Origin of the sequence: Streptomyces sp. GC420 (assembly GCF_009916105.1) — a bacterium.
Classification (GTDB): domain Bacteria; phylum Actinomycetota; class Actinomycetes; order Streptomycetales; family Streptomycetaceae; genus Streptomyces.
In genome coordinates, this window is record NZ_JAAAXQ010000031.1 from 18,639 (window position 1) to 34,176 (window position 15,538).

Here is a 15,538-nt window from a genome sequence, read left to right on the forward strand (position 1 = left end):
AAAAGGGCGCCTGACCAGGCAAGATGCCCGTCAGGCGCCCTCCGCAGCGCACGGCTTCGGCGCGGCGGCAGCGCAGTTCGCCATTGGGCAACTTGATCATTCGGGGAACCTGACCACGGGTAGGGGTGCCGGTAAGAACCGTGTCACCAGCCGCAAATGGCGGTGATCTTCCGAGGGTGTCACCCGTGTGGGTGAGTCCGGGGCCGTACGGCTGCGGTGGGTGAGGCTCTGCGGGGACGATCGGCGGTCGTGGCCCGTACTCCGTTGGACCTGGACGAGTTGGTCGAGCACTGGACGCTGCTGAAGGACGAGCAGGCGCTCGTGTCCGGCAAGCGTGGTGCGACACGACTGGGCTTCGCCGTGCTGCTGAAGTTCTACACGCAGTACGGCCGGTTTCCCCGGAACCGGGCAGAGCTGCCCGGTGAGGCCGTGGAGTTCGTCGCCCGTCAGGTGCAGGTTCCCGCCTCGGAGTTGGATTCCTACGACTGGACGGGCCGCACGGTCGAGTACCACCGCGCGCAGGTCCGGGAGCACCTCGGCTTCCGCGAGTGCAGCGTCGCGGACGCGGAGAAGCTGACCGCGTATCTGGCCGAGCATGTCGCGCACAAGGAACGCAGGCCCGAGCAGGTCCGGGTGGAACTGCTGGCGCGCTGCCGCGCCGAGAGCATCGAGCCGCCCACGCTGGGCCGGTGCGACCGCATCGTGGCGGCCGCCCTGCGAGCGGCCGAGGAGTCGCTGACCGCCCTGATCTCCTCGCGGCTGACCGTGGAAAGCATCGAGCGGATCATGGCTCTGGTGGCCGGCGCCGACCAGGACGACGCCGGACCCGCGGGCGTGGGTACGGAGGGCGAGGACGCGCCGCCGGTGCTGGCGAAGGTCAAGGAAGCGCCGGGCAACGTGAGCCTGGAGACGATGCTCACCGAGATCGACAAGCTCCTGTCGGTACGGGCGATCGGTCTGCCACCGGATCTGTTCTTCGACGTCGCGCCGAAGGTCGTGACGGGCTGGCGGGCGCGGGCCGCGGTGGAGTCGCCTTCCCACCTGCGCACGCACCCGGTGCCGCTGCGGGTGACCTTGCTGGCCGCGCTGCTGCATGAGCGGGAGCGGGAGATCACCGACACGCTGGTGGAGCTGCTGATCTCCACGGTGCACCGGATCGGGGCGAGGGCGGAGAAGAAGGTCACCGAGCAGCTGGTCAACGCGTTCAAGAAGGTGTCGGGCAAGGAGAACATCCTCTTCAAGCTCGCCGAGGCGTCGCTCGGCACTCCGGAGGGCACGGTCCGGCAGGTCGATGCTGGAGGTCGGCCGCGCAGAAGACCATCTTCGTGGCCCGCTACCTGCGGCTGCGGGACCTCCAGCGGGAGATCGAGGAGGGCCTGAACGTGGTGGAGTCCTCCAACGGCGCGAACTCCGTGATCGCCTACGGCAAGGGCGGGGAGATCGCCTCGAACCGGCGCGACGAGCAGGAGATGTTCGTGCTGTGCCTGCGGATTCTGCAATCGGCCCTGGTCTACGTGAACACCCTGATGCTCCAGGACGTCCTCGGCGAACCGGAGTGGGCCGAGCTTCTCACGCCCGCCGACCGGCGCGGCCTGACCCCGCTGTTCTGGTCCCACGTGCGGCCGTACGGGGAGGTCAACCTCGACATGGACACCCGCCTCAACCTTGCCGCGGTCAGACTTCCGGGTCCGCGAGTTGCGACGGACGCCGCCGACCAGCAGCCATCCGGGCATGCGTAGGCGTAGTCGGCCAGACCGGTCCCCACGAAGTATCGCCGAGCTCGTTCACCCGTGTGCAAGACGCCGTCCTCGGACGGCTGATTCCGTGCCAAGGGCTGCGACCGCCCCGGAGGTCGTTCACTTCTCAGTGCTTCACTTGGATTCGATCCGTCCCATGGGGGCGACGCTATCCGACAAGGCCTTCTGCGCTGCCGTCCAGCTGGTGTCCTCGATGCCGAGTGCGTGGCGAAGGTAGGCCCAGGTGATCCGTTGGATCAGGGCCACGCGCTCGGGGTTCTCGTCCGTCGTCTCCCGGACTTCGTAGCCGGCGATTCCGCCGAGGGAGTGCTCCGCCCCGAACAGAGTGAGCAGGCTCTTGCGCCCCGGGCTCAGGTGGTACGGGTCGGTGAGCCACTCCGGCCCTCTGACGGACAGCGGTAGCTCGTCCTTATCCCCTGCGACCACGAGGGTCGGCGTGGTCATGTGCGCGAAGTCCGGTCCCTTCAACCACGGAAGGTTCTCGGCCGCGAAGGGAGTCAGGTCGGCTCCGCCCCTGCCGGCCGTAGCAAGCAGCACGCCCGCCTTGATCCGCGAGTCGGACAGGTCCTCTGCATTCTTGCTCACCGGATCGAGGACGCGCAGGCCCAGCAGATTGCCCGCCGTCTGGCCGCCGAAGGAGTGTCCGGCTGCGGCAATGCGGCTTCGATCCAGGCGCCCGCTGAGACCGGGAACAGCGGCCTCCAGCAGATCAAGCTGGTCAAGGATGCGCTTCATGTCCTCGACACGGAAGCGCCAGAGCCGCGGTGTGCGGAGATCGTCCTGGGGAAGACCCACGGTCCTGGAGTCGAGATGGGTGGGCTGAATCACCACGAAACCGTGAGCAGCCCAGAAGTCAGCCAGAGGACCGTAGCTGTTCAACGACGACCCGAAACCGTGCGAGAAGACGATGATCGGCAGTTCGCTCCCGGTTGTCGGCGCGGAAATTCTCACCCGCAGGCCCTCACTGCGGCCCGGTGCTTCCAGCACTACCGGCTTCACCGAGACGATGAGGGCGGGGGCGGTGATGGCCACGTCCGTGGCCGCCGCGTCTGATGCAGTCATGGGTAGATCTTCCTTCGCGTTTCCGATGGGGAAGCTGTCGAACAAGCTGGTCACGGTCGCGTCCTTCGCCTTGGCGGAGGGGGTGAGCCGTCGCGAGATACGCTAAAACCTGACGCTGACGTCAGAGGCAAGAAGTGTTGCCCGCCTCACATCGGAGAGACATGATGCGTATCGGCGAGCTCGCCACCAGGACAGGCGTCAGCGTTCGGGCGCTGCGCTACTACGAGGAACAGAACCTGCTCGCCTCGGAACGCAGCCCCAGCGGCCAGCGGCAGTACCCGGACAGCGCGGTCGACCGTGTCCAGCTGATCCAGCAGTTGTACGCCGCCGGGCTGCCGAGCAAGTCGATCGCGGATCTGCTGCCGTGTGTCGTGAACGGTGAGGCCACGCCAGAGCTGATCGACCGGCTTTCGGCGGAACGGGATCGCATCGACAGCCGGATCGGCGATTTGGTGGGCGCCCGGGACAGGCTGGGCACCGTGATTGCCGCCGCCACCGCGAACTGGCGAACAGGCCAACACTGCCGACTCCAGTAATCAGCATGCCGGGCTCTGCGGCTGAGGACGGAGACGCCCAGCAATCGACCGATTGATGAGCAAGATCGATAAGGGGCGGCGCGCGGCCGGATCGGCGCCGGATCATGCACATAAAACGGTGTCAGAAAGTCGATGTGCTCGAGAACTTGAGAAGCACCCTTTTCTGTACGATCTGGCAGGTGCAGCAACCTCAGGACGACGACGCCGCCGATCTCCTCGCCCCCGTTCCGGCCCTACGGACCGGCAGCCTCGTGGGATACGCACGCGTGTCCACCAAGGAGCAGCTGCTCGACCGGCAGATCCACGCACTCACCGAAGCGGGATGCATCCGGATCTTCGCCGACAAGAAGTCCGGCAAGAACGCCGAACGCGAGGAGCTACGGAAGGCCCTCGACTACCTGCGCGAGGGCGACACTCTCGTCGTCCCGTCACTGGACCGGCTCGGCCGCTCCATCCAGGACCTCATCGCGATCGTGTCCGGCCTGCTCAAGCGCGGCGTCGGCTTCACCTCGCTGCACGAGGCACTCGACACGACCACGCCCGGCGGGCGCCTGGTCTTCCACGTGTTCGCGGCGCTGGCGGAGTTCATCCGCGAACTCATCGTGCAGGGCACCAACGAGGGCCTGGACGCCGCCCGCGCCCGCGGCGCCCGACTCGGCCGCCCGCCGGCGATGACGGAGGAGCAGGTACGTCACGCCCGCGACCTGCTCGCCCGCCCGGAGAACACCGTCACCTCGATCGCGAAGCTCCTCGGCGTCTCCAGGAACACGATCTACAACTACGTGCCTGAGCTGAAGGGCGGTCGCCTCGCACTCGCTGAGGCGACGAGCACGCTGGAACTGCCCCAACCCACCAGGTCTGAGGACTGATCATCGCCGTTTGCGGCTGGTGACACGGTTCTTACCGGCACCCCAATGGGGCAGGACATCCCGGGCCCTTCGCCCGATCACCACACCGAGCTCCACACCCAGTGCGCATCCTGCCCGTCGGCCGACACCAGATGTCCTCGTCGGCACCCACGACGACATGGCCGCTGTTCCGCACGGAGAACTCCGGCACGGCAGGGTCGGGACGCTCCAACTCCCGTACGCGAAAGGCATAGCCGGGACCGACGGCAACCATCTTGTCCGGCCGGACGATCAGTGGTGCGTAGGAAACTTCGTCCAGCCTGTGACGCTCACCGGTATCAGCACCGGCCCGGTCCCGCCAGCCGTCGCCGAACGCGACCAGCGCCCCGACGTCCGCCCAGTCGGACGGTGCTGAGCTTCACCGGTGAAGCTCCTTCAGTAGTGGTGTGGGGGCTTCGTCGGCAAAGGGCCGTCCGCTGACGCCGGAAGCCGGGGCGGACAGCGACGGACGGGCACGTCCTTCGAGGTGCTCCGTGGACGCGGCGGTGGGCCGATACGGCAGAAGCAAGCGGAAGGTGCAGCCGTCCCCCTGCCGGGTGTCGAGCTCCAGACGCCCGCCGTTGGCCTCCGCGGCGCTGGAAGCGATCGCCAACCCCAGACCGGAACCAGCCGCAGCCCGCTGGGCGGAGCCGGCGCGGTAGAAGCGTTCGAACACTCGCCGCGCGTCCGACGCGGCGAGGCCGGTCCCGTCATCGGCCACCTCGACGGCACAGACAAGAGTGCCGGGGGTGAGCGGAGGGTTGGCACTGGTACGGCCCTCCCCGTCCGTGCCCTGGCCGTTCGGGCGGATGCGCAGGGTGCCGACGCGCACCCGGACGTGTGTCCCGGGCGGGGTGTGGACGCACGCGTTGGTGAGCAGATTGAACAGGATCTGAGTCAGCTGATGCGGATCACCGAGGGCATCGACGACGTCCAGCTCGGCCTCATGGGGACCGCCCTCGGTGTCGGCGAGGGCGCCCAGGCCGATGCTGCGGTCGGGGTACTGCACGGCGACGGCGGCAATGCTGTCCGCGGCAAGAGACAGCAGGTCGACCGGCTGCCACTGCATCGCGGGCACGTCCCCCAGCTTGGCCAGCTGGGACAGGCTCTCGACGAGGCGACTCATCCGTTCCGCGTTCCGCACGATCAGCTGCTGCGCCTCGTGGCGTCGCTCCGGACTCATCTCCGGTTCCTGTACGAGGAGTTCGGCGAAGCCCTGCAAGGAGGTGAGAGGCGTGCGCAGTTCATGACCGGCGTCCGCCAGAAAGTGACGCAGTCGCTGTTCGGACGCCTCTGCGCGGTGCAACGCGGTGCGCAGCCGGTCGAGCATGGTGTTCAGGGCACGGCTGAGGTGGCCGACCTCGGTGACCACATGCCGGTCCGGAACGCGCAGCTCCAACTCGCCGCCGGCAATGCGCCGGGCGATGCGCTCGACCCCGACCAGCGGCCGCAGCCCCACTCGCACGACGAGGCTGCCGAAGAGGATGACGCCGGCGGCGACAGCCACCCCCACGGCGAGGCTGAACCACAGTATCCTGGCGGTCGCGTCGTCCACCTCTTTGAGAGGCAGCGCCACCACCACCCTCGTGCCGTCGGCGCCGGACCGGGCGATCACCCGCCAGGTGCTGCCCCCGTCGGTCGCGGCGAGCGTGACGGGTCGGCCGTTCTGCAGGCCGAGCGCCGACTCCGACCAGGGCAACCGCGGCCCGGCACCACCCTCGTCGCCACTCAGCGACCTGGCCAGCCGGTGTCCGCCGCTGTCGTAGAAGTACACCCGGTAGTCCGAGGGAAGGACGTTGTTCCTGCCGCCCTCCCCCGCTGTCGTCCGTCCGTCGACGACGTCCTGGTCGAGCTGGGCCACCGGTTGGAAACGGCTGAGCCGACCGTCGACCTGGTCCGTGAGCCAGGTGTGGAGCAGGGCGAGCCCCGCCGCCTGGCAGAGCAGAACCGCCGAGGTGGCCAGCAGAGTGGCGCCGAGAACCAACCGCGCCCGCAGAGAGCGCGGTTTCAGTCGCCTCAGCCGCTGCCTCACAACGCCGCCGCTCCCGGGCCGGGACGGGCGGCCCGCAGACAGTAGCCGACACCGCGGATCGTCTGGATGAGCTGTGGCTCGAACCGGTCTATCTTGCGCCGCAGATTGCGTACGTAGGTATCGACGATGCGGGCGTCTCCCGCGAAGTCGTAGTGCCAGACCTCGGACAGAATCTCCTTCTTGCCCACGACGCGTTCCGGCTGCGCCAGCAAACAGACCAACAGCCGGAACTCCGTGGGCGACAGCTGGATCGGCAGGCCCGCCCGCCACACCTCGTGCGTCTGCTCGTCCAGTACCAGATCGGCGTACCGCAGGGGCGGCCGCCTGGCGCCGTCACCCCGTGGCATGTCACTACGCCGCAGGATTGCGCGGATCCGCAGCAGGACCTCTTGCACATGGAAGGGCTTGGTGACGTAGTCGTCCCCGCCGGAGCTGAGACCGATGATGCGGTCCTCGACGTCGGTGCGGGCCGTCAGGAACAGCACGGGTGTGTAGACGCCCTCCGCGCGCAGGTGACGGGTCACCGCGAAGCCGTCGATGTCCGGGAGACCCACGTCCAGCAGGATCAGATCCGGCTGGCTGCGGCCCGCCTCGAACATGGCCGTCCGGCCGGTGTCGGCGGTGTTGACCGCGTATCCGGCGGCGTGCAGAGCGGACGTGAGCAGGGTGCGGATGCTGGGGTCGTCCTCGACCACGAGCACGTTGTGTCTGGGCGGCGCGGGCACTGACGGCGCGACGGGCATGGAGTTTCCTTCGCTGGTGCGGGGTTGGATGTGACCGAACGCCCCGGACGGCGTCCCACGGGGGAAGGAACTGCCGTCCGGGGCGCCGGGGATCAGCCGGTCACCTCCTTGTTCTTGCTCAGCGCCTCAGTGCGCTCGGTGACCGTCTTGCGCAGCTTTTCGACGGCGGAGTCCAGCTCTTTGCCGTCGGCACCGGCCTTCCCCGCCTGTTCGGCGATGTCATTCAGCGTCTTCAGAGCGTTCCCAGAGCCGTAGAACTTCTCGTACAGCTCCTTGTAGGCCTTCTTGTAGACGGGATCGAAGGTGTCCGAGTCCAGGAAGCGTTCCTTCAAGGGGTGGCCCATGAGGCTGCCACGCCCGCCGCCTTCGCCTCGGCCGCCCTGACCGCCCGGCATTCCCTCCGGCAGGTCTTCCGGTATCCCCGACGGCATGCCCTCCGGCAGGCCTTCCGGTATCCCCGACGGCATTCCCTCGGGTATCCCCGACGGCGCTCCAGAGGGTATGTTCTGCGCCCCCTGGCCACCTGTGCCCTGGCCGCTTTGGCCGCTTCGCCCGTTGGCAGCGCCTCCGCCACCACCGAGAGCGCCGCCCATGCCCATGTCGTCGTCCGGGCCCGACGTCGCGTCGCCGCTGAAGGTGAGGTTGTAGTCCCACCCGAGGACCGAGAACTTCTTGGTGTCCAGGTCGTACCACAACAGGTAGTTCTTGCCCGGTCCGGCCATGTCGTCGAAGTTCATCAGCAGGTTCTGCGCCGCGAGGTACGTGGCCAGCGACTCGACGTCCACGTGCTGGTCGAGTTCCTTCTCGAACTCCTCGTCCGATGCCTGGTTGGCCCACTTGATGAGCTTCATGACCGGCTCCAGGTCCTGGCTGCCGACCTTGTTGAGCTGTTCGAACGAGTCCTCGTAGTCGGTCGGATCGTCACCCTTGTACTCGAAGTTACCGCTGGCCCGCGCCTTGTACAGGACTCCGTTGCCGTCGCCGATGGACTCGGCGTACTCCGTGTCCGGGCTCTCGACCATCAGCCGGGTGGCGACCGGACGGCTGTTCACCTTCACCGACGTGAAGGCGTACCGCTCGTTCTTCCAGCCGGTGGTGTCCGTCAGGCTCAGCGAGAGTGCCTCGTTCACCGGTACCTGGCCGTTGCTGCCGGGGCGCAGCGAGATCTCACGCTCGCCCTGGTAGGCGCGGCCTTCGACGAACTCGTCCACCTTGATGAGCCACGGCAGTTCCTCGGGCTTCTTCTCGGAGAGGTTGTACTGCGTGATCCCGCCCATGGCACCGCCGGGACCGCCGGGACCGCCGCCGTTGTCCTGGCCGCGGTCCCGGCCCCCGGTCCCGTCGTCCTGCGACTGGTCCGGGGCGCCCTGCGCGGCTCCTTCGGGCATGGTCCGGCCGCCACCGGGCATGCCCTGGCTGGTTCCGCGCAGGGACATCAGGGTGGAGTTCCCTTTCAGGCGGATCCCGACGTCCTCGAGATACACGCCGTCGATGGTGAGGTCGGCCTCGATGTACTCCTTGGTGCCGTCCTCCCGGAACTCCTTCATCATCTTGTCGAACTCGGTCTGTTCGTACTCGAGTTGGACCAAGTGGGACACCGACGTGTCGTACAGGTCGACCGTGCCCTGCACGTCGTCCGTGATCGTGTCGGCCTCCACGCTGGAAGACGAGGTGACATACGGCGATATGCGGGCGTCGCCAAAGAAATAGACCATCGTCGCCAGACCCGCGCACAGGGCCGCAGCCGGCTTCCAGTGGTGCCGCAACCGTACGGGCACTCGGTCCCGCAGACGTCGCGGCCTGCGTACCGTCGCGCCGTCGCTCATCACAGGTCAGTCGTGTCGTAACCGGTCAGGACGGTCACCCGCTGACCGGAGGTGCGTTCCTGCAGCGCGGTCACCAGGTCGCTGGGTTCGGTGCCCTTCTTCATGCGCACCGTGTAGAACACCTCGGTCAGCGCCCCGCCCCGGATCGTCTCCGTGCTCACCAGCTCGAACTCACTGGTGTAGCGGATGAGGACGTCGCGGATGTCCGAGGAGTAGTCCTCGCCGGCCGGAACCTGGACCTTGACGACCTGGCGCTGAACGTTGAGCGCGAACCAGTCGAACTTGTACATCACGACGATGACGGCGCTGATCACCACCGCGGCAACCGCGGCGAGGGTGTAGAAACGGGAGCCGGCGGCCATGCCCACCGCCATGGCCAGGAAGATGAAGCCGACGTCCCTGGTCTCCTTGACCGCGTTCCGGAACCGGACCACGGACAGTGCTCCGACCAGCGAGAACGCCCGCGCCAGGTTGGACCCGACGACCAGCATGATCATCGCGACGATCATGCCGACGATGACGAGGGTCTGAACGTAGGACTGGCTGTAGGAGACGTTGCGGTGCGTGTACCGGTAGACGTAGCCGATCATCGTGCTGAGGATGAACGACAGCGCCATGGCCGCGACCACGTCGGTGACGCTGAACGTACCGCTGAGTTCCTGCAGATCGAAGTTCACTGTGCTCCTGCTTTCAAGGGCGCCTCGGGCGCCGACCGCTGCTGGGGCAGCGACTGCTCGGTGGGGGTGGGCGGCGGACAGTCCACCTCGTTGAGGTGGAAGACGGATCGGGGCGCCAGCCCGAACGCCTCGATGGACTGCACGTACTTGGAGACCCTGATGAGGCTGAGGTTCCGGCGTGCGGCAAGGTCCGTGATCCAGTGCGGGGTTCGCTCGTTGACCTTGATCTCCATCACCGACATGTGAGGTGGGATGGTGAACCGGTTCTCGGGGGTCGCGATACCGAAGTGGAAGTCCCGGTCCCGGCCGCGGATGCGCCGGTCGAAGGTCACCCGCAGTCCGGTGTCCGCGTGTCGACCGACCAGTGCCTCGCGCTGGTAGCCGGTGATCGCGGTAGGCTGCAGGTTGAGCCGTATGACCAGTTCGAGCACCTCGTGGATGAAGGCACGTTCCTTCGGCGAGTGCTCCACCAGCTCACGGCCGTCGCACAGCTGCCGGGCGGCACCGTAAGGGAGAGTGATGCGGCGCTTCTGCGTGACCCGGTTGACGCGTTGCTTGATCTCCACGCAGACCGGGGACTCGTCTGTGACGCCGTCCAGGTCCCCGTAGTGGCGGATGCGCAGCTTGCGCCGGAACTTCAGGCCCTCGATCTTCTCCCAGTAGAAGCGCAGTTGCGGGGTGTCGTAGTAGAGACTCCACACGCCGTAACCGCCGGCTGGACTGTTCAGGTCACGGTCCATCCGCTCGGCCAGCTCGTCCCGGATCTCGGCCGCCTCCTCGACCGGCACGAGGTACTTCAGCTCGAACCGGTTGAACGCGTGCAGCCTGCTGGCCACGTGCAACGGCTGTTCCTCCGCCGGATCTTGGTCCTCCTCCCGGCTCGGCGACTTCCGCCGTGTGGTCACCGGTAGTGCCACCATGTGCCTCCTTACATCCTGTGGCCCGGTCGGGCGACGCATCACACGAAACCGGTGGGATGTGAGAAGCAGCTGAGAATTGCGAGGTAATTCCAGGAGTATTCAAGATGGCCAGAAAGCGAACTGTGCGCGTTGACAAGCAATCGCAGTGCGGACATTTGACGCACTTGGGATGCGGAGCGCCGCGACCGCAGCGGCACATCGCCCAACGCTTGTCAGAGCCCTCGTAGACCGCGGAGGAGAAGGCGACCTGCCCCCGAGCGGCATACATGCCCCAGACGCGGCCGGTGAAGGAGGCGCAGGTGCCGGAGGTCAGATGGCGGCGCCCTGCCCGACGCCGCCGCGCACCGTTTCATCGCCGCGCAGCAGAGCTGGAACCAGCCCTCCCAGGCCCCGGCCGCCCCCTCAGCGCGAATGGCCCCGGTGGGGGCCCGTCTCACGGCGCGCCCCAGGCTGAGCCAGTAACCCCGTGCCCGCGGCCGTGAGCCCTCCGGTACGACGTGATCGGAGCGCGCCGGCAGAACGTCCCGGGCATGGTGACCGTGACTCCGCAGGAGGCCGGCGGCCCCCGAAGGTCTGTCCATGGAGTCCCGGGACAGCATCGGGGAAGCACGGACCGATCGGAGATCAGCAGAGGTCCTGTCGCCGCCCGCCGCCCGCGTTGTCGGCGGGCCCGCACCGCCTGCGACCTGTACCAAGCTGCTCTCTGCCGGTCGTCTGCGCAGGATGCGGTGTCGCCACGGGTGGCCGCCCGCAGAGGGGGCCGGGCCCACCGCGCCCCGGGTCAGGGGGACTGGCCTTCCGCGAGCGGGGTCAGGGGGACTGGCCTTCCGCGAGCGGGGACCGGGGCAGCACCAGGTCGCGTACGAGCCGGGCGGCCCGGTCGCGCCAGCGGACGGCGGCCTCCTCCCTGGCCGGATCGGGCGCGGAGGCCGGCGGCTGGTCCGCCGCGGCCTCCTGCGGGTCGTGGCCGGCGCGGCCCGCAGTGGGCATGGGCAGGCCCCGGCGGTGGGCGTCGGCCCGTTCCCACGCCTGCTCCCACAGGCGCGCCCTGGCCGAGCCGGGCCGGACACCTCCGCAGACCTCCACGAAGGCCATCAGCAGGTTCTTGGACGGCATTCGCCTGCCGCTGAGCACCGCGCTGAGGGTGCTGCGCGGCATGACGCCGACGCCGGCCTCCTCGGACAGGGCGCGCAGGGACTTGTTGCCGTGCGTGAAGCGCATCTCGCGCATGGCGTCGAGTAGTTCGATGGGTTCCCGGATGTACTGGGGCGGCAGGGCCGGGTGCCGCCTGGCGGCCGCGCTGCCCGGAGGAGCCGTGGCCGCTTCCGCCTTCTTCCAGAGCCGTGCGGCGTACTGCTCGTCGCCGCCGCACACCCGCACATAGGTCTGGACGACGTTCCAGGCCGGCAGTCGCGTGCCCCGGTCCGCGTGGTGGAACCGCAGGTGAGGGACCGGGGAGTGAGGATCGGTGGTCGCTTGCCGCGCCATCTGGCGGTAGCTCAGCCCCGAACGCCGGCGCAGTGACCGAAGCCACTGCGCCAGCTCGGTGAGCGGGGCCGGCGTCGCCAGGGCGCTGGTTTCGCACCCCATGGACGCCGCCCCCTTACGCGCCGCGGCCGGTGAAGACGACGACCGCCCGGCGGATCAGTTCGACGGCCAGGAGGCCGCCGGCGACGAGCGTGGTGATGATGACCTCGAGGGGCTGGCCCAGGGCCGCCATGGCGGCGGTCAGGAGCAGCACCACCACCACGATGACCACGGCCGGGGCCGGCAGCTGGGAGCTGCCGGCGGCGGCCGGGCCCTGCACGCATGCGTGCGCGGGTCCGCGCTTCTTCATTTGTTCTCCTCGGTCGTTGCTACTCGACACGAGGCTCCGTAGACGACGATCCCCCGGCCTTGCAGAGCAGGGGGATCAGGAACCTCAATTGCACAGCTTTCTGCCCGCGCCGTAAGGGCGTAAAGAGGCCAATAAGACCGGCGTTTCGTCCCGTCCCAGTTGCACGGAACAATGCGGCGCCCAAAGGCGCAGGTCGTTCCGGGGGGCGCGTGGCCAGGTGTCTCGCACGCCCCCTGAAAAATCCAGCTTCCAGTGCTCTCCGGGCTCTTGAACGGGACGGATGAAACGGTGAAGGTCTGGGGACAACCGCAGCAGGGCCGCAGAGCCCGGCTCGGGCCAGGCAGCCGACAGGCATGCCTGGGCATTTGTGGGTTCGGAAAGCGAAATGCAGGCGAGTGCACCGGAGGGGGGACCTGACATGGCGACACGGTCACAGGTCATGGCAGGACCCGGCACCAGATTCGTCGTCCTGCTCGTGGACCCCACCGCCTTCCGGCGTCCGCCGGACAGCGGCGCCGCAGCGGCCGGCAGGGCCTGCCACAGGCTTGCGCAGCTGCTCCACGGGACTCCGGCTCCGGCGCGCCCTGACGCCGACGCGGTATCCGCCTGGCTTCGGCCCGGTCCGCTCGCGGGCCCGGCACGGACGCAGGCGCGCGCACCGGAGGAGTCCGGGTGCGTGCGGTACCGCTGCGCGGGTGCGTCGCCACCGGTCGACGGAGCCGGCGTGCGGGTGTCGTCGCCGTCTCCTGCCCGCTGCCGGTCCCGCGCAACTCCTGCGGACGGATGGCGCACGCGCGGCCGGCGTCCACGCGCCCGCACCGTGGCTTCCGCGCGCTCGAAAGCCCGAGTCCTGAGCCTTTACCGGCCCTCCTCGGACCCGGCGATACCGCGCGACGAGCACGAGCGGTGCCGACGGATGCACCGGCCGACGGCCACGCCGCTCAGGCAGCCGGAGCCGCGCCCGGATCCACGTCTGAATCCCGGTCCTCGCCGTCGTACACGCGGGTTCGTGCGGCCCAGCGCGGACCGTGGGCGTGCCCGAGGCCGGCTGATGCCACGCGGCCATCGGTTCGCCGACGAGGACGGGACGGTGGCGGTACACAGGTATCGGCGCTACGGGCACGCGTAAACCTTTCCTCTGCCGCGACCGGCAGCGCGGCCTACAATCGCGGTCTCCCCGGCCGTTGCTACTCGACACAAACAGGGGATTCGGGCATGCCCCGTTGCAGCGGAGCATGCCCACGGCGCAGCACCGCTGCGCAGCCTCCGGTGGTTCCTCGCTCTCCCGCGGCCGGCCGCCGCGAGAGACGCTGGACCGCCGGAGGCCATTCACTTGTCATCCCCGGGACGGAGTCACTGGACGTCCGAGCGGTTGGGCGACCATGAACTACGGACGTCGACCTGCCGCTGGCCTGCTCGCGTGACGCCCGCCGATGATCGACGGTTTCCTGCCGCGCTCGCTGCCGCTATGGCGGTCCCGTTCGACTACGCCGAAGGCGAGGGGGTCGACTTCGAGCCCTTCCCGGCCTTCCTGTCCACCGAGGAGACCGCTGCCTGGTTGCGGGCCTGGACCGGCAACGGGGAGGTGAGTGGCGACGACCTCCGCGTATTCGGCCAGGACGGCTCCGGTGGGTACGCGGCGTTCTGGTTGATCCGCCCGAACCGGGCGCTGGTCGACCAGCCCGTTGTCTTCCTCGGCTCCGAGGGGGAGACCGGCGTTGTCGCACAAGACCTGGGCGACTTCCTGTGGCTCCTGGCCGATGGCCTCGGCCCCTGGGAAGCAGCCACCTCGTACGAGCAGGACCGCGTGCCATGCCCCAGCCAGAGCTGACGGCCATCGCGGAACGGTTCGCGCCAGGTCGGCGGCGGTCGGCCGCTGCCGTGATCGAGCAAGTCACCCGGGAGTTTCCCGACTTCGACGATGCCATCATGGAGCTCTGCCGCTGAACCCGGCGGACACACTGCTGGAGGGCGAGTTCCGTGGGAGCAGGAGATGCCGACCGTGCCTGATGAGCGGCTTGACGCCGAGTGGGTCCGCGCCTGGTACGAGGAAGTCGATGCCGCTCTCAAGGAACTGATGGAGTCGTTCCTTGCGCGGCACGGCTTCCCGCCCGGCCGGAACGAGGTCAGGCTCGCAACAGGGTCAAGCCACAAGGCGACCGAGGCGCTCGTGGAACTGACGCCGATCCCCTCCGACCTGACCACGATGTACTGGGTCATTGCCGAAGCCTCCCTGCCCGACGTGGACAACGGTTACTTCATCCACTCGCCCTCAACAGTCGCAGCTCACTTTCGCGAGTACGGCTTCATCCAGATCGACGGAGAAGAGCCCGCCCTGGTGTTCGCCGGCGACGGTGGCGGTCACCTGTTCGCCGTGGCCGGGACGGGACGGGTGTGGAAGTCCGCCACGGCTTCCTGGTTCGATCAGTTCGATCTCGATGCGGCCGGCCTCAAAGAGTTCCTCGAACGGCTGGCGCGAAGGATCGCCGGACAGTCCTGACCGGTGCCGATCCGCATCTTGGCCCGCCCTGCCACTGTGCCCGGCGTCAGGTCCGGCGCGGACGGGCCGGGAGTCGGCCGGCTGGCTCCGGGGAGCTGTCCCCAGGTGTTCCGGAAGGCGACCACCCCGGCGAAGTCTTCGCCCACGCCGCCCTGGGCAACCACAGCGCGACCCACACCGCGATCTCGTAAGCACACCCACTTCGGCCTGATCAGCACCATCGATCCGGGCCCGGCCCGGGTCGCCTACTTCGACGAGCCGAAGCTGATCGTGGACACCGGAATCGTTCATGGCCGCCCGGGCGAAGCCGCCCTCGCAGAACCCCTCACCGCGGGAGCTCCACGCCGCGGACACACATCGAGCCATCGAGGCGGCACCGGCAGTGGCTGGTCTGGTCAGATCACTTGTTCTACGGTCTTACATGGTGTCAGGACCACGACGAACGGGGGCCTTCGAGTGACTGACGGGACGGCGCTGGCGGAGCGGATCGCAGAGCGGCGCGATGGCAGGGGTGATCCCCGGGCGCTGGTGGGCGAGTTGAGGCGGTCTGTGGTGCTGGTGCCGTTCGCGGGGGGCGGGTTGTGGACCGCGGACCTGGGCGGGGTGCGCTGGATCTGCGCGTTCACGGACGAGGAGGCGCTGGCGCGGTTCGCGCGGGCACGTGACCGTGGGGACGCGCGGGAGAGCGGCCGGCCTTGGGAGTTCGCGGAGTTGCGCGGGGCGCGGCTGCTGGACGAGATCATTCCGGCGATGGGTGGGCC

14 protein-coding genes and 1 pseudogene are annotated in these 15,538 nt (G+C 68.6%); 7 read left to right on the forward strand and 8 right to left on the reverse strand.

Annotated elements, in window-relative coordinates; translation table 11 throughout:
- The first annotated feature begins 249 nt into the window (after positions 1-249).
- Both GUY61_RS06600 and GUY61_RS06605 read left to right on the forward strand, forming a co-directional pair.
- On the forward strand, positions 250-1,380 hold the full coding sequence (locus tag GUY61_RS06600) for a DUF4158 domain-containing protein (RefSeq protein WP_166629109.1): 1,131 nt from the start codon (positions 250-252) through the stop codon (positions 1,378-1,380).
- A complete protein-coding gene (locus tag GUY61_RS06605; RefSeq protein WP_166629110.1) occupies positions 1,326-1,739 on the forward strand; it encodes a Tn3 family transposase in 414 nt (137 codons plus the stop codon). Before GUY61_RS06600 ends, GUY61_RS06605 begins: the two co-directional genes overlap by 55 nt.
- Positions 1,740-1,871: 132 nt before the next feature.
- On the opposite strand, the gene GUY61_RS06610 is transcribed toward GUY61_RS06605, so the two are convergent.
- A complete protein-coding gene (locus GUY61_RS06610; RefSeq protein WP_166629124.1) occupies positions 1,872-2,819 on the reverse strand; it encodes a chlorophyllase/cutinase-like alpha/beta fold protein in 948 nt (315 codons plus the stop codon).
- A gap of 164 nt (positions 2,820-2,983) precedes the next feature.
- On the opposite strand from GUY61_RS06610, the gene GUY61_RS06615 reads away from it, so the two are divergent.
- Positions 2,984-3,355 (forward strand): MerR family transcriptional regulator, encoded by a 372-nt coding sequence (locus GUY61_RS06615; protein ID WP_166629125.1) that lies wholly within the window; start codon positions 2,984-2,986, stop codon positions 3,353-3,355.
- Positions 3,356-3,534: 179 nt separating this feature from the next.
- Positions 3,535-4,224 carry a recombinase family protein gene (locus tag GUY61_RS06620; protein ID WP_166629111.1) on the forward strand — a complete coding sequence of 230 codons (690 nt, stop codon included), beginning with the start codon at positions 3,535-3,537 and terminating at the stop codon, positions 4,222-4,224.
- A 397-nt stretch (positions 4,225-4,621) separates the two neighbouring features.
- Here the strand turns inward: GUY61_RS06620 and GUY61_RS06625 are convergent, their stop codons facing one another.
- From GUY61_RS06625 to GUY61_RS06655, 7 genes are all read right to left on the reverse strand, one after another.
- Positions 4,622-6,274, reverse strand: a complete 1,653-nt coding sequence (locus tag GUY61_RS06625) for a cell wall metabolism sensor histidine kinase WalK (RefSeq protein ID WP_166629112.1) — start codon at positions 6,272-6,274, stop codon at positions 4,622-4,624.
- A complete protein-coding gene (locus GUY61_RS06630) occupies positions 6,271-7,017 on the reverse strand; it encodes a response regulator transcription factor (RefSeq protein ID WP_166629113.1) in 747 nt (248 codons plus the stop codon). The genes GUY61_RS06625 and GUY61_RS06630 overlap by 4 nt, the downstream gene beginning before the upstream one ends.
- Before the next feature lie 92 nt (positions 7,018-7,109).
- Complete coding sequence (locus tag GUY61_RS06635; RefSeq protein ID WP_166629114.1) at positions 7,110-8,843, reverse strand: CotH kinase family protein; 1,734 nt, start codon at positions 8,841-8,843, stop codon at positions 7,110-7,112.
- Positions 8,843-9,520, reverse strand: coding sequence for a DUF4956 domain-containing protein (locus GUY61_RS06640; protein WP_166629115.1), 678 nt, complete (start codon positions 9,518-9,520; stop codon positions 8,843-8,845). Before GUY61_RS06640 ends, GUY61_RS06635 begins: the two co-directional genes overlap by 1 nt.
- Entirely contained in the window at positions 9,517-10,440 is a 924-nt protein-coding gene (locus GUY61_RS06645; protein ID WP_166629116.1) for a polyphosphate polymerase domain-containing protein, read from the reverse strand. The genes GUY61_RS06640 and GUY61_RS06645 overlap by 4 nt, the downstream gene beginning before the upstream one ends.
- An 810-nt stretch (positions 10,441-11,250) precedes the next feature.
- Positions 11,251-12,030 (reverse strand): helix-turn-helix transcriptional regulator, encoded by a 780-nt coding sequence (locus GUY61_RS06650; protein ID WP_166629117.1) that lies wholly within the window; start codon positions 12,028-12,030, stop codon positions 11,251-11,253.
- Positions 12,031-12,043: 13 nt separating this feature from the next.
- Entirely contained in the window at positions 12,044-12,277 is a 234-nt protein-coding gene (locus GUY61_RS06655; RefSeq protein WP_166629118.1) for a hypothetical protein, read from the reverse strand.
- A 1,420-nt stretch (positions 12,278-13,697) separates the two neighbouring features.
- On the opposite strand from GUY61_RS06655, the pseudogene GUY61_RS06660 reads away from it, so the two are divergent.
- The 3 genes and pseudogenes from GUY61_RS06660 to GUY61_RS06675 all read left to right on the forward strand — a co-directional run.
- Positions 13,698-14,224 (forward strand): annotated as a pseudogene (locus GUY61_RS06660) (SMI1/KNR4 family protein).
- A 55-nt stretch (positions 14,225-14,279) separates the two neighbouring features.
- Positions 14,280-14,777 (forward strand): hypothetical protein, encoded by a 498-nt coding sequence (locus GUY61_RS06665; protein ID WP_313896544.1) that lies wholly within the window; start codon positions 14,280-14,282, stop codon positions 14,775-14,777.
- 456 nt (positions 14,778-15,233) lie between these two features.
- Positions 15,234-15,538, forward strand: a 305-nt coding sequence (locus tag GUY61_RS06675) for a hypothetical protein (protein WP_166629126.1), incomplete at its 3' end; no start/stop codon positions are given.